The sequence below is a fragment of the Streptomyces sp. NPDC026515 genome, from assembly GCF_055567595.1.
Window position 1 is genome coordinate 24,638 of sequence record NZ_JBVHQD010000004.1, and the last position, 19,106, is coordinate 43,743.

At 74.5% G+C, this 19,106-nt stretch carries 18 protein-coding genes; 13 read left to right on the forward strand and 5 right to left on the reverse strand.

The annotated features are described in order from the left end of the window. The first annotated feature begins 4 nt into the window (after positions 1 to 4). From ACZ4O3_RS08585 to ACZ4O3_RS08600, 4 genes are all read left to right on the forward strand, one after another. Positions 5 to 1,939, forward strand: a complete 1,935-nt coding sequence (locus ACZ4O3_RS08585; protein ID WP_467721692.1) for an LpqB family beta-propeller domain-containing protein — start codon at positions 5 to 7, stop codon at positions 1,937 to 1,939. Further along, positions 1,936 to 2,859, forward strand: coding sequence for a S66 peptidase family protein (locus tag ACZ4O3_RS08590; RefSeq protein ID WP_384989972.1), 924 nt, complete (start codon positions 1,936 to 1,938; stop codon positions 2,857 to 2,859). Before ACZ4O3_RS08585 ends, ACZ4O3_RS08590 begins: the two co-directional genes overlap by 4 nt. A 31-nt stretch (positions 2,860 to 2,890) precedes the next feature. Next, positions 2,891 to 3,445, forward strand: a complete 555-nt coding sequence (locus tag ACZ4O3_RS08595) for a GNAT family N-acetyltransferase (RefSeq protein WP_467721693.1) — start codon at positions 2,891 to 2,893, stop codon at positions 3,443 to 3,445. 74 nt (positions 3,446 to 3,519) lie between these two features. Then, on the forward strand, positions 3,520 to 5,493 hold the full coding sequence (locus tag ACZ4O3_RS08600; RefSeq protein ID WP_467721911.1) for a DUF5107 domain-containing protein: 1,974 nt from the start codon (positions 3,520 to 3,522) through the stop codon (positions 5,491 to 5,493). On the opposite strand, the gene ACZ4O3_RS08605 is transcribed toward ACZ4O3_RS08600, so the two are convergent. Beyond that, positions 5,494 to 5,844 carry a VOC family protein gene (locus ACZ4O3_RS08605; protein WP_384989970.1) on the reverse strand — a complete coding sequence of 117 codons (351 nt, stop codon included), beginning with the start codon at positions 5,842 to 5,844 and terminating at the stop codon, positions 5,494 to 5,496. 87 nt (positions 5,845 to 5,931) lie between these two features. On the opposite strand from ACZ4O3_RS08605, the gene ACZ4O3_RS08610 reads away from it, so the two are divergent. The 3 genes from ACZ4O3_RS08610 (at position 5,932) to ACZ4O3_RS08620 (ending at position 9,257) form a co-directional block, all read left to right on the forward strand. Further along, positions 5,932 to 6,393 (forward strand): phage holin family protein, encoded by a 462-nt coding sequence (locus ACZ4O3_RS08610; RefSeq protein ID WP_467721694.1) that lies wholly within the window; start codon positions 5,932 to 5,934, stop codon positions 6,391 to 6,393. Between the two features lie 259 nt (positions 6,394 to 6,652). Next, positions 6,653 to 8,500: a transketolase gene (locus ACZ4O3_RS08615; protein ID WP_467721695.1), complete on the forward strand. Its 1,848-nt coding sequence runs from the start codon at positions 6,653 to 6,655 to the stop codon at positions 8,498 to 8,500. 64 nt (positions 8,501 to 8,564) lie between these two features. Continuing rightward, a complete protein-coding gene (locus ACZ4O3_RS08620) occupies positions 8,565 to 9,257 on the forward strand; it encodes a GvpL/GvpF family gas vesicle protein (RefSeq protein WP_467721696.1) in 693 nt (230 codons plus the stop codon). Between the two features lie 57 nt (positions 9,258 to 9,314). On the opposite strand, the gene ACZ4O3_RS08625 is transcribed toward ACZ4O3_RS08620, so the two are convergent. Both ACZ4O3_RS08625 and ACZ4O3_RS08630 read right to left on the reverse strand, forming a co-directional pair. Continuing rightward, on the reverse strand, positions 9,315 to 10,130 hold the full coding sequence (locus ACZ4O3_RS08625) for a class I SAM-dependent methyltransferase (RefSeq protein ID WP_467721697.1): 816 nt from the start codon (positions 10,128 to 10,130) through the stop codon (positions 9,315 to 9,317). Between the two features lie 128 nt (positions 10,131 to 10,258). Further along, positions 10,259 to 11,743: a phosphatase PAP2 family protein gene (locus ACZ4O3_RS08630; protein ID WP_467721698.1), complete on the reverse strand. Its 1,485-nt coding sequence runs from the start codon at positions 11,741 to 11,743 to the stop codon at positions 10,259 to 10,261. Positions 11,744 to 11,813: 70 nt separating this feature from the next. Here ACZ4O3_RS08630 and ACZ4O3_RS08635 point away from each other — a divergent pair, with 70 nt between their 5' ends. The 3 genes from ACZ4O3_RS08635 to ACZ4O3_RS08645 all read left to right on the forward strand — a co-directional run bounded on the left by ACZ4O3_RS08635 (position 11,814) and on the right by ACZ4O3_RS08645 (position 14,557). Then, positions 11,814 to 12,473, forward strand: a complete 660-nt coding sequence (locus ACZ4O3_RS08635; protein WP_467721699.1) for a histidine phosphatase family protein — start codon at positions 11,814 to 11,816, stop codon at positions 12,471 to 12,473. A gap of 124 nt (positions 12,474 to 12,597) precedes the next feature. Beyond that, positions 12,598 to 14,217, forward strand: a complete 1,620-nt coding sequence (locus tag ACZ4O3_RS08640; protein ID WP_467721700.1) for an ABC-F family ATP-binding cassette domain-containing protein — start codon at positions 12,598 to 12,600, stop codon at positions 14,215 to 14,217. Between the two features lie 82 nt (positions 14,218 to 14,299). Beyond that, a complete protein-coding gene (locus ACZ4O3_RS08645; RefSeq protein ID WP_362729123.1) occupies positions 14,300 to 14,557 on the forward strand; it encodes a DUF6158 family protein in 258 nt (85 codons plus the stop codon). Positions 14,558 to 14,572: 15 nt separating this feature from the next. Here the strand turns inward: ACZ4O3_RS08645 and ACZ4O3_RS08650 are convergent, their stop codons facing one another. Together ACZ4O3_RS08650 and ACZ4O3_RS08655 are read right to left on the reverse strand one after the other, a co-directional pair. Further along, positions 14,573 to 15,109 carry a type 1 glutamine amidotransferase domain-containing protein gene (locus tag ACZ4O3_RS08650; RefSeq protein ID WP_467721701.1) on the reverse strand — a complete coding sequence of 179 codons (537 nt, stop codon included), beginning with the start codon at positions 15,107 to 15,109 and terminating at the stop codon, positions 14,573 to 14,575. A gap of 53 nt (positions 15,110 to 15,162) precedes the next feature. Beyond that, the gene (locus ACZ4O3_RS08655) at positions 15,163 to 15,543 is read right to left on the reverse strand and encodes a DUF2795 domain-containing protein (RefSeq protein ID WP_384989953.1); all 381 of its coding nucleotides are present in this window, start codon (positions 15,541 to 15,543) and stop codon (positions 15,163 to 15,165) included. Positions 15,544 to 15,753: 210 nt separating this feature from the next. On the opposite strand from ACZ4O3_RS08655, the gene ACZ4O3_RS08660 reads away from it, so the two are divergent. The 3 genes from ACZ4O3_RS08660 to ACZ4O3_RS08670 all read left to right on the forward strand — a co-directional run bounded on the left by ACZ4O3_RS08660 (position 15,754) and on the right by ACZ4O3_RS08670 (position 19,097). Then, a complete protein-coding gene (locus ACZ4O3_RS08660) occupies positions 15,754 to 16,575 on the forward strand; it encodes a hypothetical protein (RefSeq protein ID WP_467721702.1) in 822 nt (273 codons plus the stop codon). Between the two features lie 114 nt (positions 16,576 to 16,689). Next, positions 16,690 to 17,970 (forward strand): aminotransferase class I/II-fold pyridoxal phosphate-dependent enzyme, encoded by a 1,281-nt coding sequence (locus ACZ4O3_RS08665; RefSeq protein WP_467721703.1) that lies wholly within the window; start codon positions 16,690 to 16,692, stop codon positions 17,968 to 17,970. After that, complete coding sequence (locus ACZ4O3_RS08670; RefSeq protein WP_467721704.1) at positions 17,967 to 19,097, forward strand: MBL fold metallo-hydrolase; 1,131 nt, start codon at positions 17,967 to 17,969, stop codon at positions 19,095 to 19,097. Before ACZ4O3_RS08665 ends, ACZ4O3_RS08670 begins: the two co-directional genes overlap by 4 nt. Positions 19,098 to 19,106: the final 9 nt, after the last annotated feature.

Genomic DNA, 19,106 nt, shown 5'->3' on the forward strand with positions numbered 1-19,106 from the left:
CATCGTGGAGACGAAGCCGTACGGCTCCTGGCCCTCGCCCATCGACGCGGCCCTGGCCGCGGCGCACGACGGCAGCCCCGAATGGGTGGGCTTCGTCGGCGGCGAGACCTGGTGGACCGAACCCCGCCCGCGGGAGGGCGGGCGCCGGACCCTGGTGCGCGGCAGCACCCGGGAGTCCGTGCTGCCCGCGCCGTGGAACGTCCGCAGCCGGGTCATCGAGTACGGCGGGCAGCCCTGGGCCGGTGCGGTGCCCGCGGCCGGCGGCGAACCGCTGCTGGTCTTCGTCCACTTCGACGACCAGCGCCTGTACCGGTACGAGCCGGGCGCCGAGCCCCGCCCGCTGACGCCGCCCGGGCTCCGGTTCGCCGAACCGCGGTTGCTGCCGGAGCGGGGCGAGGTCTGGTGCGTCCTTGAGGAGTTCACCGGTGACGGCCCCGGCGACGTGCGGCGGGTGATCGCCGCAGTCCCGCTGGACGGGTCGGCCGCCGAGGACCGGGCCGCCGTGCGCGAACTCACCGGCGACCGGCACCGGTTCGTGACCGGTCCGCGTCTGTCGCCCGACGGGCGGCGAGCCGCCTGGCTCGCCTGGGACCATCCGCGGATGCCGTGGGACGGCACGGAGCTGCTGGTCGGCGAGGTCGGCGACGACGGCGCGCTGCACGCCGTCCGCACGGTCGCGGGCGGCCCCGAGGAGTCGGTCGCGCAGGCCGAGTGGTCGAAGGACGGCCGGCTGCTGTACGCGAGCGACCGCAGCGGCTGGTGGAACCTCTACCGCGACGGCACCCCGCTCTGCCCGCGCGAGGAGGAGTTCGCCGGGCCGCTCTGGAAGCTCGGCCAGCGCTGGTTCGCCCCGCTGGACAGCGGGCTGATCGCCGTCGTGCACGGCCGGGGGTCTACCAGACTCGGGATACTCGACCCGGAATCCGGCGAACTCGTCGACGCCGCCGGTCCCTGGACCGAGTTCGCCCCCACCCTCGCGGCGCACGGGACCCGTGTCGTGGCGGTCGGCGCGAGCCCGCGCACCGCGTACGAGGTGATCGAACTCGACACCGCGAGCGGCCGTGCCCGGGTCGTCGGCGCCGCGCACCGCGATCCGGTCGATCCCGCCCACTACCCCGAGCCGCGGGTCCGCACCTTCACCGGCCCGGGCGGCCGCGAGGTGCACGCCCACATCTACCCGCCCCACCATCCCGGCCACACCGCCCCCGAGGGCGAGCTGCCACCGTACGTCGTCTGGGCCCACGGCGGTCCCACCAGCCGGGCGCCCCTCGTTCTCGACCTGGCGATCGGCTACTTCACCTCCCGTGGCATCGGGGTCGCCGAGGTCAACTACGGAGGCTCCACCGGGTACGGACGGGAGTACCGCAACCGGCTGCGCGAGCAGTGGGGCGTGGTCGACGTGGAGGACTGCGCGGCCGTCGCCCTCGCCCTCGCCGAGGAGGGCGCCGCCGACCGCGCCAGGCTGGCGATCCGGGGCGGCAGCGCCGGCGGCTGGACCGCCGCGGCCTCGCTGACCGGCACCGACGTCTACGCCTGCGGCACCATCGCCTACCCCATCCTCGACCTCACCGGCTGGGGCACGGGGGAGACCCACGACTTCGAGTCCCGGTACCTGGAGTCACTGATCGGGCCGCTGGCCGAGGTCCCCGAGCGGTACGCGGAACGCTCGCCCAGCGAGCACGCCGACCGGCTCAGCGCGCCCTTCCTGCTGCTCCAGGGCCTGGACGACGTGATCTGCCCGCCCGTGCAGTGTGAACGCTTCCTCGCGAGCCTCGAGGGACGGCGGGTGCCGCACGCGTACCTCACCTTCCCCGGCGAGGGCCACGGCTTCCGCCGCGCGGAGACCATGGTGCGCGCCCTGGAGGCCGAACTCGCCCTGTATGCCCAGGTGTTCGGGCTGAGCGTGCCCGGCATCCCCGAGTTGGAGCTGGTGAAGTGAGAGAGCTGGTACGGCCGTCGAGACTCGCCCCCGGAGCCCGGGTCGCCGTGGTGGCGCCGAGCGGGCCGGTGCTGGAGGAGCGGCTCCAGGCGGGCCTCGACATCCTGCGCGGCTGGGATCTCGACCCGGTGGTGGCGCCTCATGTGCTCGCCGAGGGGGGCGAGTTGGGGTACCTCGCGGGCTCCGACGCCGACCGGGCCGCCGATCTCCAGCGGGCCTGGTGCGACCCGACCGTGTCCGCCGTGCTCTGCGCGCGCGGTGGCTACGGCGCCCAGCGCCTGGTGGACCTGCTCGACTGGGGGGCGATGCGGGCCGCCGGGCCGAAGGTGTTCGTCGGCTTCAGCGACGCGACCGTGCTGCACGAGGCGTTCGCCGTCCGGCTCGGGCTCGCCACCCTGTACGGGCCGGTGGCCGCGGGCGCCGACTTCGTCAAGAGCACCGAGGCGCAGGAGCACCTGCGGGCCACCCTGTTCGCCCCGGAGACGGTCCGCACCGTCACCGGCCGGGGCCGCTCCCTGGTGCCCGGCCGGGCCCGGGGTGTCACGGTCGGCGGGTGCCTGCGCCTGCTCGCGACCGGCATCGGCACCCCGCACACCCACCCCGGCGCGCGCGGCGGGCTGCTCCTGCTGGAGGACGTGGGCGAGCAGCCGTACAGCCTCGACCGGAGCATCACCCAGCTGCTGCGGTCCGGCCGGCTCGACGGCGTGGCCGGGATCCTGCTCGGGTCCTGGGACCGGTGCGGGCCGTACGAGGGGGTGCGGGCGGTGCTCGCCGACCGGCTCGGCGGACTCGGGGTACCGGTGGTGGAGGAGTTCGGCTTCGGGCACTGCGAGTCGGCCCTGACCGTGCCGCTCGGCGTGGCCGCGGATCTGGACGCGGACGCCGGCACGCTCACCCTGGTGGAGCCGGCGCTGCGGTGACGCCGTGGCCGGCCTTGCATAGGGTGGCCGGATGCCGCACATCGCTTCCCGTCATCTCGCCGAGGGCCCTCGCGTGGGCATCCGCCACTACAGCTACGAGGACGGCGCCGAGTTCATCGCCCGGGCCCGGGAGAGCAAGGACCTCCACCAGCCGTGGCTGTTCCCGCCCACCACGGACGCCGCCTACGCCGGCTACGCGGGCCGGCTGATCGAGGACCGCACCAAGGCCGGGTTCCTGGTCTGTGAGAAGGACGGAGCGGAGCACGACGGGGCGATCGCCGGGTTCATCAACATCAACAACATCGTCGAGGGCGGCTTCCAGTGCGGTGCCCTCGGCTACGGGGTGTTCGCGCACGCGGCCGGGCGCGGGCTGATGCGGGAGGCGATGGGGCTGGTCGTGGACCACGCCTTCGGACCGATGCGGCTGCACCGGCTGGAGATCAACGTCCAGCCCGGCAACGCCGCCTCCATCGCGCTCGCGCGCGGCGCCGGGTTCCGGCTGGAGGGCTTCTCACCCAAGATGATCTACATCGACGGGGCCTGGCGCGACCACGAGCGGTGGGCGATCACCGCCGAGATGCGCTGACCGAGCCACCGGAGCGGCCTTTGCGGAATCCTGACCGGCAGCTCCCCTGGTCAGCTCGCCCCGTGCCCGGTTCCATGGCGATCGTGACGAGGATCCGACGTGAGGTACTGAACCTGCCCGCGGCGGAGCTGGGCCCGGACAACCCGCTCCCCCCGCTCCGCCCCCTCGACGATGGGGGCACCGCCCACGCCTTCGGGGCAGTGGGGGACCACCGGGTCGACGAACGCGACCGGGAGGACCTGCCCGCGGACATGGCCCGGCAGATCGGCTACGAGCCGCTGCGCAGCCTGCTGCCGGTACGGATCCGCGACGGCTACGGCAGAACCCGCGCACCCCGTGCCCTCGACGCGCTCGTGATCGAGAACGGCCGGCTGCGCGCCACCGTCCTGCCCGGCCTGGGCGGCCGTGTCGCCTCCCTCGTCCAGCTGCCCACCGGCCGTGAACTCCTCTACCGCAACCCGGTGTTCCAGCCCGCCAACTTCGCCCTCAACGGTGCCTGGTACGCCGGTGGCATCGAATGGAACATCGGTGCCACCGGCCACACCACGCTCTCCTGCGCCCCGCTGCACGCGGCCCGGGTCCCCGCCCCCGACGGCGGTGAGATGCTCCGGCTGTGGGAGTGGGAGCGGCTGCGCGACCTGCCCTTCCAGGTCGACCTGTGGCTGCCGGACGGTTCCGACTTCCTGTACGTCGGCGTCCGCGTCCGCAATCCGCACGAACGCCCGGCGCCGCTGTACTGGTGGTCCAACACGGCTGTTCCGCAGGACCGCCGGGTCGTGGTGCCGGCCGCGGAGGCCTGGGAGTTCGGGCCGGACCGCAGGCTGCGCCGGGTGCCCGTTCCGCCGTACGACACCCGGCACCCGTACGCCACCGACTACTTCTACGACCTGCCGGACGGCCGGCGCCGCTGGATCGCCGCGCTGGACGCGGCCGGCCACGGGCTGGTGCAGACCTCGACCGACGGACTGCGCGGCCGGAAGCTGTTCGTGTGGGGCTCGGGCCCCGGCGGCCGGCGCTGGCAGGAATGGCTCGGCGGGCCCGGTACCGGCGGCTACCGCGAGATCCAGGCCGGGCCGGCCCGCACCCAGCTGGAGCACGTCCGGCTGGAGGCGGAGAGCGAGGTCTCCTGGCTGGAGGCGTACGGACCGCTGTCCGTGGTGCCGGGGACGGCGGCGGACCCGGTCACGCAGAGGGTCGAGGCGAGGCTGGCGGACGCCCTGCCCCGCGGCGCGCTCGACGCCGCGTACGCGGCCTGGCAGCCGTGTGCCGACACCGCACCCGGCGAGATCCTCGCGACCGGTTCCGGCTGGGGCGCCCTCGAAGTCCTGCGCACCGACTGGAAGCTGCCCGGCACGCCGTTCCCGGAGTCGACGCTCGGCGAGGAGCAGCGGCCCTGGCGGGAGCTGCTGCACACCGGCACGCTGCCCGAACCCCGCCGGGTCCGGCCGCCGGGCCCCACCCTGGTCGCCCCGCACTGGCGGGACATGCTGGAGACGGCCCCCGCGACCCCGCACACCGAGTACCACCTCGGCGTCGCCCAGTGGCACGCCGGCGACCGGGCCCAGGCCGTCCGCAGCTGGGAGCGGGCCCTTCAGCTCGCCCCGTCGCTGTGGCCGCTGCTGCGCTGTCTCGCCGTCGCCGACCAGGAGTACGGGCACCACGAGCGGGCCGCCGAACGGTACGCCGACGCCTTCGACGACCTGAGCCGGGAGCGCCGCGACGACGGCGAGGCCTGGACGGCGGCGGCCGCCGCGCTCGGCCGCGAGGCCCTCGAAGCGCTGCTGCGGGTGCGCCGGGCCGCGGACGCGCGCACCGTCTGGGAGGCCCTGCCCCCGGCCGTCCGGGAGCGCGGCCGGTTCCGGCTCCTCCAGGCGGAGCTGCTGCTCGCCGAGGGTCGGCGGGCCGCGGCCCGGGCCGTGTTCGAGGACGGGTTCGAGGTCGCCGACCTGCGGGAAGGGGCCGATACCGTCGACCGGTTGTGGGCGCGGCTCGGTGACGGGCCGCTGCCCGGCCGCTACGACTTCCGGATGCGGCCGGGCAACCCCTGATCAGGCAGGGTGCTGATCGACGTACTCGAAGACCGAGCCGTCGGGATGCATCGCGAGCAGGTTGCGGCCGGCCGGGGTGGGCACCGGCCCGGCGAGGATGCGGGCGCCCAGGTCGTCCAGCAGCCGGTGGGCCGCCTCGACGTCCTGCACCGCGATCGTCGCGGTCACCTTGCGCAGCACCTCCAGCTCCGCCTCCGGGCCGCTCATCAGGAGGAAGGAGCCGACCGCGGCGACCTGGACGCCCCCGCGTTCGAAACGCAGGGCTCTGCCCCCGGAGAGGCGTTCGTAGAACGGGATCGCGGTTTCGAGGTCGTCGACGCAGATGCGCAGGGAGGCGCCCAGAATCTCCATGCGACGAGCCTAGTTGGCACCGGGCCGGAAGAGGCCGCCTCCGGTGATCTCCTGTTACGGCTTTTCCCGTCCGGGTACCCGGAGCGCATGGAACATCTGGATCATCTCGAACATCTGGACAAGGACCTCGTCGACGAACTGGCACAGGTCGCACGCGAGACCGTACGGGATGAGCTCCGCGAGCAGGGCCGCAAGCGGCGGCGCACCGCCCTGCTCTACGGCGCCTCCGGTGCGGTCGCCCTGTACGCCGGCGCGGCGGTGTCGGCCGCCGTGGGCCTGGCGCTGGCGACCGTGCTGCCGGGGTGGGCCGCGGCGCTGGTCACCGCCGCACTCCTGGGCGCGGTCGCCGCGCTGCTGCGGAAGGCCGCCCGGCCCAGCCACCCGCACGCTCCCCGCCGGGTCATCGGCGGCAGCGCCCCCGCGGGGCCGCCCGGTGGGCTGGGGCTGCCGTACCCGCCCGTGCCGGCGCAGCCGCCGGTACCGCCGATCACGCCGGTCACCCCGGTCACGCCCGACGCCGGCCCGGACGCACCGCGCCGTCCGGCCTGAGGCCCGACACCCCCGCCGTGTGGCGGGCCGCGCACGCGCGCGGCCGGCCGCACGGCTCGGCGTGCGGCGGGCGGGGCGCTCTCGGCGGGCGGCGTTTGACGGTCCCGCCTACGGTTACGTGGGAAGCCTCGGAACCCGGACGCGTTCCCGGAGGCGCACCGTGAGCCGCCGACCCCGGACCGTGACCGCCTGCACCGGGTCCGCCGGAGCCGTCGAAAGCCTCCGGAACCGCTACGGACACTCCCTCCGAAGGAGTCTCATGAACACCGCCGAACTCGTCGAACTCGCCCAGCAGTTGCGTGTGGACAGCGTGCGGGCGGCCGCCGCGGCCGAGTCCGGGCATCCGACCTCGTCGATGTCCGCCGCCGACCTGATGGCCGTCCTGCTGGCCCGCCATCTGCGGTACGACTTCGACCGGCCCGCCCACCCCGGCAACGACCGCCTCATCCTCTCCAAGGGGCACGCCTCACCCCTGCTGTACGCCGCCTACAAGGCGGTCGGCGCCATCGACGACGCCGAACTGCTCACCTTCCGCAAGCTCGGCTCCCACCTGGAGGGGCACCCCACCCCGCGCCGGCTGCCCTGGGTCGAGACCGCCACCGGCTCCCTCGGCCAGGGCCTGCCGGTCGGCGTCGGCATCGCGCTGTCGGGGAAGCGGCTGGAGCACGGCCCCTACCGGGTCTGGGTACTGTGCGGGGACAGCGAGATGGCCGAGGGCTCCGTGTGGGAGGCCGCCGAGCACGCCGGGTACGAGCATCTCGACAACCTCATCGCGATCGTCGACGTCAACCGGCTGGGCCAGCGCGGACCCACCCGGCACGGCCACGACCTGGACGCCTACGCCCGCCGTTTCCAGGCCTTCGGCTGGCACACCGTGGAGGTCGACGGCCATGACGTGGACGCCGTCGACCGCGCCTGCGCCGAGGCCACGGCCACCGCGGGACAGCCCACCGCGATCCTCGCCCGCACCCGCAAGGGCCGGGGCGTCGCCGCCGTCGAGGACCGTGAGGGCATGCACGGCAAGCCGCTGCCGGACCCCGAGGAGGCCATCGCCGAACTGGGCGGGAGGCGGGACCTCCGCCTCCATGTGCAGGAGCCTCCGGCGGCCCGCGCCCTGCACTCCGTGCCCACCGGCGCGCTCGAACTGCCCCGCTACGAGGAGGGGGACGAGGTCCCCACCCGTGACGCCTTCGGCAAGGCGCTGGCCGCGCTCGGCACCGCCCGCGCCGACGTCGTCGCGCTGGACGGCGAGGTCGGCGACTCCACCCGTACCGAGTTCTTCGGCAAGGAACACCCCGACCGCTACTTCGAGTTCTACATCGCGGAACAGCAACTCGTGGCGGGCGCGGTCGGCATGGCCGTCCGCGGCTGGGTGCCCTACGCGGCCACCTTCGCCGCCTTCCTCACCCGGGCCCACGACTTCGTCCGCATGGCCGCGATCAGCGGCAGCGGGATCAACCTGGTCGGCTCGCACGCGGGTGTCGCCATCGGCCAGGACGGGCCCTCCCAGATGGGCCTGGAGGACCTGGCGATGTTCCGCTCGCTGTACGGCTCGACCGTGCTCTACCCCTGTGACGCCAACCAGACCGCCAAGCTCGTCGCGACCATGGCCGGGCTGGAGGGCATCCGCTACCTGCGCACCTCACGCGGCGCGCACCCGGTGATCTACGGACCGGACGAGGAGTTCCCGGTGGGCGGATCCAAGGTGCTGCGCTCCTCCGACGCGGACCGGCTGACCGTGGTCGCCGCCGGGGTCACCCTGCACGAGGCGCTGAAGGCCGCCGACGCGCTCGCCGAGGACGGCATCCGGATCCGGGTCGTCGACCTGTACTCCGTCAAGCCCGTCGACCGGCAGACCCTGCGCCTGGCCGCCGAGGAGACCGGCTGTCTGCTCACCGTCGAGGACCACCACGAGGAGGGCGGGCTCGGCGACGCGGTCGCCGAGGCCTTCGCGGACGGCCGGCCGGTACCGCGCCTGGTACGGCTCGCCGTGCGGACCATGCCCGGCTCGGCTGCGCCCGACCAGCAGCTGCACGCGGCGGGCATCGACGCCGAGGCCATCGCGACGGCCGGCCGGATGCTGGTCGAAGAGGCGGTCGTGCGATGACCGGCGGCGCCGCGGCGGTGGTGGCGCCGACGGCCCGGCGCGGACCGCGACGTGAGGAGGGCCCATGACCCGACAGAACGGACTCCGGTACGTCTACGCCCTCTGCCGCCCCTTCGCGGCGGCCCTGCAGGCCGAGCTCACCGGCGTGGCCGGCGCCCCGCCCGGGCTGCTCAGGCACCACGGCTTGGTCGCCGTCGTCAGCACGGTCCCCGAGGGCGACTTCGGCGAGGCGCCCCTGCGGGACCACCTGGCGGACCGCGACTGGCTGGCCGCGACCACCCGCGCCCACCAGGGCGTGGTCTGCGCGCTCACCACGGTCACCACCCCCCTGCCGCTGCGGCCCGCCACGGTCTTCCCCGACGACAGCGCCGTACGGACCATGATGGAGACCCACGAGGCCGACATCCTGCACACCCTCGACCGGCTCGACGGCATGGTCGAATGGGGCGTCACGCTGTACGCCGACCCGCCCGAGGCGCCGCCCGCCGCGGAATTCGCCCGCACCCTGCACGAGCGGCTCTCCCGGCACGCCGCGGATGTCCGGCTGTATCCCGCGCCGAGCGCGGTGCCGGCCGGTGTTCCGGAAGGGCATCTGCTGAACGCCGCCTACCTGGTGGCGCGCGCGGACTGCGAGGGATTCGTGGAACTGGTGGACCGCTCGAAGGACCAGGTACCGGGCGTGCGTGTGGAACTCGGCGGCCCCTGGGCGGCCTACTCGTTCACCGGCGACTTCACCAAGGCCTTCGCGAAGTCCTGAGGAGACCGCTCCCGCGGCCCGAGGCCGTGAACTTGGCCTCGGGCCGCGGGAGCGGACTCACTTGCGGCAGAGGATCTCGCCGTGCAGGACGGCGAACCAGCCGTCGTCCTGGGCCGCCCACTCCCGCCAGGCCCCGGCGACGGCCCGCAGCTCCCCGGCGGTCGCGTGGCCGCCCGCCGTGGCCCGCTCGGCGTAGACGGAGGCGACCGTGCGGTCGGCCCACAGCCCGCCCCACCACGCCCGCTCCTCGGCCGTGCTGTACGTCCAGGTGCCGGAGGTGGCGGTGATGTCGGTCAGTCCCGCGGCCAGCGCCCAGGACTTCAGCCGCCGTCCGGCGTCCGGTTCGCCCCCGTTGGCCCGGGCCACCCGCCGGTACAGCTCCAGCCAGTCGTCCAGGCCCGGCACCGCCGGGTACCAGGTCATCGCCGCGTAGTCCGAGTCCCGTACGGCGATGAAGCCGCCGGGCTTGGTGACCCGGCGCATCTCGCGCAGCGCCTGCACGGGGTCGCCCACGTGCTGGAGCACCTGATGGGCGTGGACCACGCAGAAGGTGTCGTCCGGGTAGTCCAGCGCGTGCACGTCGGCGACCGTGAAGTCCAGGTTCGTCAGCCCGCGTCCGGCGGCGGTCCGCCGGGCCTGCTCCAGGATGCCCGGCGCGTGGTCGGCGCCGGTGACCCGGCCGTCCGGGACCAGTTCCGCCAGGTCCGCGGTGATCGTGCCGGGGCCGCAGCCGATGTCCAGGATCCGCATGTGGGGCTTGAGCGAACCGAGCAGATAGGCCGCGGAGTTGGCGGCGGTGCGCCAGGTGTGGGAACGCAGCACCGACTCGTGGTGCCCGTGCGTGTAGACGGCGGTCTCCTGCGGTTTCGACATGGCTCAGCCCTTCGCTTCACACCAGGCGGACGGGGCCGGACGGCCCCGTCCCGCGGTGTCCGCAACGCTACGCCCGCATGCCGAATGATGAGACCAGCGTTCTACTATGTGGACTGACGTCCAGTCAGTCAGTGCGGACGGTAGACGGTCAGCGCCGCAGGCAGCTTGTCGATCGTCACCTCGCCCTTCACGTCGGTGACCTCACCGTCGTACGCGAGTGGGGTGCCGGTCTTGAGACCGGTCAGACGCAGTCGGCTCACCCGTACCTCCGCGTGCGCGGGGGAGCGGCTCAACGCGCCCGCGACGGCGGCCGAGAGCAGGCGCAGCGCGGGATGCCGGCCGCCGTGCACCACCCGCACGTCCAGCTGCCCGTCCGCCAGGTCGGTACGGCGGCCCGGCGTCAGGCCCATCCGGTGGTAGACGCAGTTGCCGACGAACAGCAGCCACAACGGGTGGGCCGAACCGCCGAGTTCGACCTCCAGCGGATGCTGGTCGGTGCGCAGCACGCGCAGCGCCGCCAGCACCTCGGCGGGCCGGCCGCCGATGCGGTGCGCCCAGCGCTCCCGCTCGCGCACCAGCTCCGGATACACCCCGAGGCTCAGCGTGTTGAGGAAGATGCCCTCCTTGCCCTCGCAGGCGAAACGGCCGACGTCCACCCGGACCGCCTCGCCGTCGCGCACCGCACGGCCCAGGCCCCGACCCCCCTCCACGGTCAGGTCATAGGCGAAGTGGTTGAGGGTGCCGCCGGGCAGCACCGCGAGCGGCAGGCCGTGCCGCAGCGCGATCCGGGCGGCCACGTTCACGGTGCCGTCGCCGCCGCACACCCCGAGCGCCTGCGCCCGCAGCGCCGCCTTCTCCAACTCGGCACGGACCTCCGCCGGTTCGCACTCCACCAGTTCGGCCTTCGGCAGCTCGTCGTGCAGCGCCCGGACCCGGTCGGAACTGCCCGAAGCCCGGTTGGCCACCACCACCAGCCCCTCCCCGTCGGGCAGCGCCGGAGCCTCGGCCCGGGGCTTGGGCGGCGGCCCGATCTGGCCCCGGGTCGGCACCAGCCGGCGCACGACGAACGCGGCACCCACGCCCAGGGCCGCCCCCGCCAGCACATCGCTCGGGAAGTGCACGCCCGTATAGACGCGGGACATCGCGACGGAGAACGCCACCGGCGCCACCACCGCGCCCCACCCCGGGGACTCCAGGGCGACCCCGGCCGCGAACGCCGCCGCCGACGCGGCGTGACCGGACGGGAACGAGGTGGTGATCGGCTGCCGCTTCAGGTGCCGTACCGCGGGCACCGGGTCCAGAACCGGCCGGGACCGGCGCACCGAGCGCTTGCCGAGGGTGTTGATGGTCAGGGAGGCCAGGCTGAGCGACGCCAGGCCGCGGACGGCGGCCCGCCGCGCCCGGGGGGTGCGGGACGCCGCCACCCCGGCCGCCGCCGCGAACCACAGCAGGCCGTGGTTGGCGCTGCGGCTCAGCCGGGGCAGCACCGGCTCGGCGAACGGCCAGTTCCGCTCGGCCGCCACCTGGAACAGCCTCAGGTCGAGAGCGAGCAGCCGGTCGCGCAGCGCGTGCCGGCCGGGCTTCAGGACGGTCAGGTCAACATCTGGGCTCATGCGGGTCCGGTTACCCTGAAGTGGCTGTTTCGTGCCGGTACCCGGTGCGGTCGAGTGAGAGGACCCCTGGATGCGCCTGCTCCTCATACGTCATGGGCAGACCCCGACCAACGTCGACTTCCTGCTCGACACCGCCGTGCCGGGCCCCGGTCTGACGGCGCTCGGCCAGCAGCAGGCGGCGGCCCTGCCCGAGGCCCTGGCCGACGAGGACATCGAGGCCCTCTACGTCTCCACCCTGACCCGCACCCAGCTCACCGCCGCGCCACTGGCCGCGGCCCGCGGTCTCGTCCCCCTCGTCCGCGACGGCGTCCGCGAGGTCTCCGCCGGCGACCTGGAGCTGCTGCCTGGCCACTCCGAGCGCGGCCAGGAGTACATGCGGACCGTGTTCGCCTGGGCGGCCGGCGACACCGCGCTGCGCATGCCCGGCGGGGAGACCGGGAGCGAGACGCTGGCCCGCTACGACGCGGTGATCGCGGAGGCCGCGGCGAGCGGCGCCGGGACGGTGGCCGTGGTCAGCCACGGCGCCGCGATCCGGCTGTGGGCGGCGGCCCGCGCCGACAACGTCGACGTGGCCTTCGCCGCAGCCCGCCCCCTCGGCAACACCGGCGTGGTCGTCCTGGAGGGCTCCCCGGCCGACGTCTGGAAGGCGGTGTCCTGGGAGGGCTCGGTCGTGGAGGCGACGGGGGAGAGCGGGCCGGCGGGGGAGCCGGTGCCGTCCAGCGCCCAGTGACTTGCGTCACTGGGGCGGATGTCCTCGGCCTCGGGCCCGGTGGGGGTTGCCGCGCCCGCGGACGAGGACGTCGCACAGATAACGGTTTGCCCCCGGCCAGGGGCGCCGCGCAGAATCCCTGACCATGGGACATCTGGAAGCCGCGCACCTCGAGTACTACCTCCCCGACGGGAGGGCGCTGCTCGGCGACGTCTCCTTCCGGGTCGGCGAGGGTGCCGCGGTCGCCCTCGTCGGACCCAACGGCGCCGGCAAGACCACCCTGCTGCGGCTGATCTCCGGCGAGCTGAAGCCGCACGGCGGCACCGTGACCGTGAGCGGCGGCCTCGGTGTGATGCGCCAGTTCGTGGGCTCCGTACGCGACGAGACCACCGTGCGTGATCTGCTGGTCTCGGTGGCACCCCCCGGCATCCGGGACGCCGCGCAGGCCGTGGACCGGGCCGAGCACGGCATCATGACCGTCGACGACGAAGCCGCCCAGCTCCGCTATGCGCAGGCACTGGCCGACTGGGCCGAGGTGCGCGGCTACGAGCACGAGACGCTCTGGGACATGTGCACGATGGCCGCGCTCGGCGTGCCCTACGACAAGGCCCAGTTCCGGCAGGTGCGCACCCTCTCCGGCGGCGAGCAGAAGCGGCTGGTCCTCGAGGCCCTGTTCCGCGGCACCGACGAGGTGCTGCTGCTCGACGAGCCGGACAACTACCTCGACGTCCCCGGCAAGCGCTGGCTGGAGGCACAGCTGGGGGAGACCCGTAAGACGGTCCTGTTCGTCTCCCACGACCGGGAACTCCTCGCCCGCGCCGCCGAGAAGATCGTCTCCGTGGAACCCTCGCCGACCGGCGCCGACGCCTGGGTGCACGGCGGGGGCTTCGCCACCTACCACGACGCCCGGCGCGAACGCTTCGCCCGCTTCGAGGAACTGCGCCGCCGCTGGGACGAGAAGCACGCCCAGCTGAAGAAGCTGGTGCTGAACCTCCGTCAGGCGGCCGCCGTCTCCCACGAGATGGCGTCCCGGTACGCGGCGGCACAGACCCGGCTGCGCAAGTTCGAGGAGGCCGGGCCGCCTCCGGAGCCGCCGCGCGACCAGGACATCAGGATGCGGCTGCGCGGCGGCCGTACCGGCGTGCGGGCCGTGACCTGCGCGGGCCTCGAACTCACCGGCCTGATGAAACCCTTCGACCTGGAGGTCTTCTACGGCGAACGGGTCGCCGTCCTCGGCTCCAACGGCTCCGGCAAGTCGCACTTCCTGCGGCTGCTGGCCGGGGAGGAGGTGGCGCACACCGGTCAGTGGAAGCTGGGTGCGCGGGTGGTGCCCGGGCACTTCGCCCAGACCCATGCCCACCCCGAGCTGCAGGGCCGTACCCTCCTCGACATCCTGTGGACGGAACACTCCCAGGACCGCGGCGCCGCGATGTCCCGGTTGCGCCGCTACGAGCTGACCCACCAGGCCGAACAGACCTTCGAGCGGCTCTCCGGCGGCCAGCAGGCCCGGTTCCAGATACTCCTGCTGGAGCTGGAGGGTGTGACGGCGCTGTTGCTCGACGAGCCGACCGACAACCTCGACCTGGAGTCCGCGGAAGCCCTCCAGGAGGGTCTGGAGGCCTTCGAGGGCACGGTGCTCGCCGTGACCCACGACCGCTGGTTCGCCCGTTCCTTCGACCGCTACCTGGTCTTCGGTACCGACGGCCGGGTCCGGGAGACCCCGGAGCCGGTCTGGGACGAGCGCCGGGTGGAGCGCGCCCGCTAGACAGGCCCGGCGGCCCGGACCTTCGTACAGTGGAGGCAGGGATCCGGACCGCCGGTACGGACACGACGAGCGGGGTACCACCATGACCGGAGTCGACCCCAGCCGACTGGACGACCAGCAGCTCATGAAGGAGCTGGAGACCATTCACCGGACGCGCCACGACACGCTGCTGCACGGCTCCAACGACGCACTGCGCGCCCACAACGAGCGCATGGCCCAGCTGGAGGGCGAGTACCTGCGCCGCAACCCGCGCCGCATCGTCGCCGCCGGCCGCACCCGCGAGGGCGCCCGGGAGCGCAACTGCGCGGAGACGGCGTCACCGCGCGCCTCCGCGAGCTGACCCGCTTCCTCGGCCTCAGGCCTTGCCGACCGCGGTGAGGAGGGCCTCGCAGAACGCCTTGAGGTCGTCCGGTTTACGGCTGGTGACCAGCGTGTTCGGACCGGCCGCGCAGACCTGGACCTGCTCGTCGACCCAGGTGCCGCCGGCATTGCCGATGTCGGTCCGCAGGCTCGGCCACGAGGTCAGGGTCCGGCCGCGCACGACACCGGCCTCGACGAGCGTCCAGGGTGCGTGGCAGATCGCGGCGACCGGCCTGCCCGCCTCGAAGAAACCCTTCACGAACGCCACGGCCCTGTCGTCCGTCCGCAGGATGTCCGGGTTGGCGACCCCGCCGGGCAGCACCAGCGCCCCGAACGAGTCCGCCGAGGTGTCCTTGACCACCTCGTCCACGGGGAACGTGTCCGCCTTGTCGAGGTGGTCGAAGCCCTGGACCCGCCCCGGCTCCGTCGACACCAGCACCGGCTCGTGCCCGGCGTCGGAGACCGCCTTCCACGGCTCGGTCAGCTCCACCTGCTCGACGCCCTCGGGCGCGCTCAGAAACGCGATACGCATGATGTTCGCTCCTTGCTCTGTCGCTCTGTCGACTTCCCGCCCGGTGTCGCGGTTCACTCCCCGCCGGCCACGGCCTCGGCCAGCTCCAGCAGGTTGCGGTAGCGCGTCGAACGCGGCAACCGGGACACCCGGTGGACCAGGGCGTCGGGGGCGTCGCCCCGGCGCAGCACCCGCACCAGCTCGCTCGGCTGCGCCGGGAAGTCGTGGCGGGTCAGGGACCGGGCCAGTTCCAGCCGCAGGCTCGCCGGTGACGGCCGCTCGCTGCCCCACGGCAGCATCGGGGCGCGGTACATCTCCGGGTCGTCCTCGGCGGGCGGCTCCGGGTCGCTCCATTCCTCGGTGCGGGTCGGATGCCGGGACCTGAGCAGGCCCCGCAGTTCGTGCTTCATCTCGTCGTCCCGGTGAACACTCAGCCGGTCGCTGCCTCGCTGCATGTCTCCCTCCAGGTGGCTCGGGGTGCGCCGGACGCGTACCCGAGGGCAACGGGCCGACACGCCGGACTCGGCCCGCGCCGTCACCCGAACGAGTCGGCGTGTCCCGCGAATGGGGGTCGGCCGCGCGCGGCCCCGCGTGTCGCGGGCTGTGATGGCTGCGGGGGCACCAGCCGCGTGTCCCCGGAGTCGTACGTTCCGAGGAGCCACCCCATGCGCCGTACCGCTCGCGCCCTGTCCGTCACCGTCCTGGCGGGTGCCGCGTTCGGCCTCGCCGGTACGGCCTCCGCGGCCGGCCCCGCCGCCGAGCCCAGCCCCGGCGTGGCGTGGCCCGGGACCACCGTCTCCGGGACCTGCGGGCCCGCCGGGGCGAACTGTCCGGCCGACGGCGGGGCGGTCCAGGGAGAGGAAGGCGGGGTGCCCCACGGAAACGGCCCCGTGGTGGCCGGTGAGGACGGCGCGGTCTCCCTGGGGGATGACGGCACGGCGTCCCGCCTCGACGACGGCACGGTGGCTCCGCGCGGCGACGACGGCGCGGTGGCTCCGCGCGGCGACGACGGCGCGGTGGCCCCGCGCGGCGACGACTCCACCGTGCCCTGGGGCGACAGCGGCACGGGCGCACGGGGCGAGGACGACGGCACGGCTGCCCGCGGTGACACGGGTACGGGTGGGCGTGGTGACACGGGTACGGGTGGGCGTGGTGACACGGGTACGGGTGGGCGTGGTGACACGGGTACGGGTGGGCGTGGTGACACGGGTACGGGCGGGCGCGGTGACGACGCCACGGGTTCTCGTGGTGACGTGGGCGGCGGGCGCGAGTGCGCCTCCTCCGATTCCTCCCGTTCCTCGCGTTCCTCCGGCTCCGGCCACTGCGCCGACGACGCGCCGACGGTGGAGCACGGGGTGGAGGCCGGGGCGGGCGGCACCTTCACGGACTCGGTTCCCGCACTGGTCGCGGGCGCCGTGCTGATCGCGGCCGCGGGCGCCGGCGCGGTGTACCGGCTGTCCGGCGTGAGGTCACGCGCGGACGGATGAGACGGCCGCCGGCGGGTACCCGGGGCGACCGCTCCGGCACCGTACGGGCCACCCGACGAGGAGCAGGGCCCGGCCCGGACGGCACACGGCACCACGGACTGCGCGGAGGCGGACATGCGGCGGACGGATCCCGAGGGCCGGAGGCCGGCCCGGGACACGCCCGCGCGGGGCCACGGACCCGTACGGTACGGGCCGCCGCTGCCCGACGACGGGCTGCCCGTCCTGCCCGAACTCTCCGCCGCGCTGGCCGCCGCCGCGAGCCGTGGCGGGGAGGAACCCGTCGGCGGCGGACCGGCACTGCTCGACGCGGCCCTCGGCTACTGGGAGCGCCGCGGGCTGTCCACCACGCCCGCGTCGGCGACCGCCGGGCCCGGCGCCCCCGCGCTCCTGCTGGCCCTCACCGCCGCGCTCGGCGGCGACGTCCTGGTGCCGCGCCCCTGCGCCGCCTGGTGGGCCCCGTACGCCCGGCTTCTCGGCCGGCCCGCCTTCCACGTGGCCACCCCCGCCGAGTCCGGGGGAGTGCCCGACCCCTACGCGTTGCTGGAGACCGTGCGCCGGGTCCGGGACGAGGGCGGCGACCCCCGGCTCCTGGTGCTCTCCGTCGCCGACGACCCGACCGCCACCGTCGCACCGCCCGAACTGCTGCACGCGACCGTCGAGGCGGCCACCGGCGAGGGACTCCACCTGGTCAGCGACGAGACCTGGCGCGACACCCTGCACGCCCCGCACGCCACCGTGCTCCTCAGCCCCGCCGAGATGGTCCCGGACCGGGTCACCGTCGTCACCGACCTGGCCGGCGCCCTGCTGCCGGCCGGCTGGCCCGCCGCCGTCGCCCGGTTCCCCGAGGGCGACACCGGCAGTGCCCTGCACGCGCGCGTGCTCGACGTCCTCACCGCGCTCGGCGCCCGGCTCGCCGGACCGGTCGCGGTCGCGGCCGCCTACGCACTCGACGAGCCCGAGCCCGTCACCACCCGTCGGAAAGCCGTCGTACGCCTGCACGCGCGGGTGGCCGCCGCCCTGCACGCCACGGTGGTCGACGGCGGCGGCGTGGCCCGGCCCCCGCAGGCCGGCCGGCACCTGTACGCCGACCTGGAACCCCTGCGCGCCGCGCTCGGTGTCCAGGGGGTGGGCGACGCACAGGAGTTGGAGGACTTCCTCACCGCCCGGCTCGGCAGGCCCGCGCCCGGCGGCCACCGTTTCGGCGACGACCTGCAGGCGCTGCGGGTCCGGCTCGCCACCGGGCCACTGCTGGCCGGCACCGACGCGGAACGGCTGGAATGCCTCACGTCCCCCGCACCGTTGGAACTGCCACACGTGCAACGTGCGTTGATGTCCCTGAGATCGGTACTCGACGAACTCCGCGACGACGCTCAGCGATGGGAGCCTCCTCGATGACGCAGCAGACGCATGAGTCAGGGTCCGCCACGACGACCGCCCCCACGACGACCGCATCCACGGCCACCGTCACGACGCCCGTCACCACGGCCCGGGACGACGCCGCCACCGGCCCGGCACCGACCCCCTGCCCGCCGCTCGCCGAACCCCGCCCGCTGGGCGAACTCCGTTTCTGGCCGCGGACCTTCCACGACCGCCTGACCGCACCCCTGCCCGGCCTCAAGGCCATGGCCCGGTTCGCCCGTGAGGGTTCGGTCCGCCCCGGGCGCGAGGGTCTCGCGGACATTTCCCGGCTGCCGTACGAGCCGGGCCCGCCGCCCCGCGCCGACGCCGGCACGGTCGCCGTCACCTGGGCGGGACACGCCAGTTGGGTCGTGCGGATCGGCGGCCTGACCGTCCTCACCGACCCCGTCTGGTCCCGCCGCATCATCGGCACCCCGGCCCGGGTCACCCCGGTCGGCGTCGCCTGGGAGACCCTGCCGCGGGTCGACGCGGTGGTCATCAGCCACAACCACTACGACCACCTGGACGCCCCCACCCTGCGTCGCCTCCCGCGCGACACCCCCGTGTTCGCACCGGCCGGCCTGGGCCGCTGGTTCCGGCGCCGCCGCTTCACGACCGTCACCGAGCTGGACTGGTGGGAGGCGGCCGAACTGTCCGGTGTCCGCTTTGACTTCGTCCCCGCCCACCACTGGTCCAAGCGCACGCTCACCGACACCTGCCACAGCCTCTGGGGCGGCTGGGTCGTCACCGCTGCCGACGGGCAGCGCGTCTACTTCGCCGGCGACACCGGCTACGGCCACTGGTTCTCCCGCATCGGCGGCCGCTATCCCGGTATCGACCTGGCCCTGATGCCCATCGGCGCCTACGACCCCCGCTGGTGGCTGAGCGACGTCCACCTGGATCCGGAGGAGGCGGTCCGGGCGACGGAGGACCTGGGGGCGAGACGGATGGCACCCATGCACTGGGGCACCTTCATCCTCTCCGCGGAGCCGGTCCTCGAGCCGCTGACGCGGGTGCGGGCGGCCTGGGAGAAGGCGGGCCTGGACCGGGAGGACCTGTGGGACCTGCCGGTGGGAGGGTCGAGGGTGCTCGAAAGGACTCCGGTCGAACGCGCCCTTGACTGAGGTGCACCT

Excerpts from the sequence above, each read along its gene's own strand:
- ACZ4O3_RS08595 (WP_467721693.1), top strand. The coding sequence starts at position 2,891 with ATGCCGCACATCGCTTCCCGTCATCTCGCCGAGGGCCCTCGCGTGGGC.
- ACZ4O3_RS08600 (WP_467721911.1), top strand. The coding sequence starts at position 3,520 with ATGGCGATCGTGACGAGGATCCGACGTGAGGTACTGAACCTGCCCGCG.
- ACZ4O3_RS08605 (WP_384989970.1), bottom strand. The coding sequence starts at position 5,844 with ATGGAGATTCTGGGCGCCTCCCTGCGCATCTGCGTCGACGACCTCGAA.
- ACZ4O3_RS08610 (WP_467721694.1), top strand. The coding sequence starts at position 5,932 with ATGGAACATCTGGATCATCTCGAACATCTGGACAAGGACCTCGTCGAC.
- ACZ4O3_RS08615 (WP_467721695.1), top strand. The coding sequence starts at position 6,653 with ATGAACACCGCCGAACTCGTCGAACTCGCCCAGCAGTTGCGTGTGGAC.
- ACZ4O3_RS08620 (WP_467721696.1), top strand. The coding sequence starts at position 8,565 with ATGACCCGACAGAACGGACTCCGGTACGTCTACGCCCTCTGCCGCCCC.
- ACZ4O3_RS08625 (WP_467721697.1), bottom strand. The coding sequence starts at position 10,130 with ATGTCGAAACCGCAGGAGACCGCCGTCTACACGCACGGGCACCACGAG.
- ACZ4O3_RS08630 (WP_467721698.1), bottom strand. The coding sequence starts at position 11,743 with ATGAGCCCAGATGTTGACCTGACCGTCCTGAAGCCCGGCCGGCACGCG.
- ACZ4O3_RS08635 (WP_467721699.1), top strand. The coding sequence starts at position 11,814 with ATGCGCCTGCTCCTCATACGTCATGGGCAGACCCCGACCAACGTCGAC.
- ACZ4O3_RS08640 (WP_467721700.1), top strand. The coding sequence starts at position 12,598 with ATGGGACATCTGGAAGCCGCGCACCTCGAGTACTACCTCCCCGACGGG.
- ACZ4O3_RS08645 (WP_362729123.1), top strand. The coding sequence starts at position 14,300 with ATGACCGGAGTCGACCCCAGCCGACTGGACGACCAGCAGCTCATGAAG.
- ACZ4O3_RS08650 (WP_467721701.1), bottom strand. The coding sequence starts at position 15,109 with ATGCGTATCGCGTTTCTGAGCGCGCCCGAGGGCGTCGAGCAGGTGGAG.
- ACZ4O3_RS08655 (WP_384989953.1), bottom strand. The coding sequence starts at position 15,543 with ATGCAGCGAGGCAGCGACCGGCTGAGTGTTCACCGGGACGACGAGATG.
- ACZ4O3_RS08660 (WP_467721702.1), top strand. The coding sequence starts at position 15,754 with ATGCGCCGTACCGCTCGCGCCCTGTCCGTCACCGTCCTGGCGGGTGCC.
- ACZ4O3_RS08665 (WP_467721703.1), top strand. The coding sequence starts at position 16,690 with ATGCGGCGGACGGATCCCGAGGGCCGGAGGCCGGCCCGGGACACGCCC.
- ACZ4O3_RS08670 (WP_467721704.1), top strand. The coding sequence starts at position 17,967 with ATGACGCAGCAGACGCATGAGTCAGGGTCCGCCACGACGACCGCCCCC.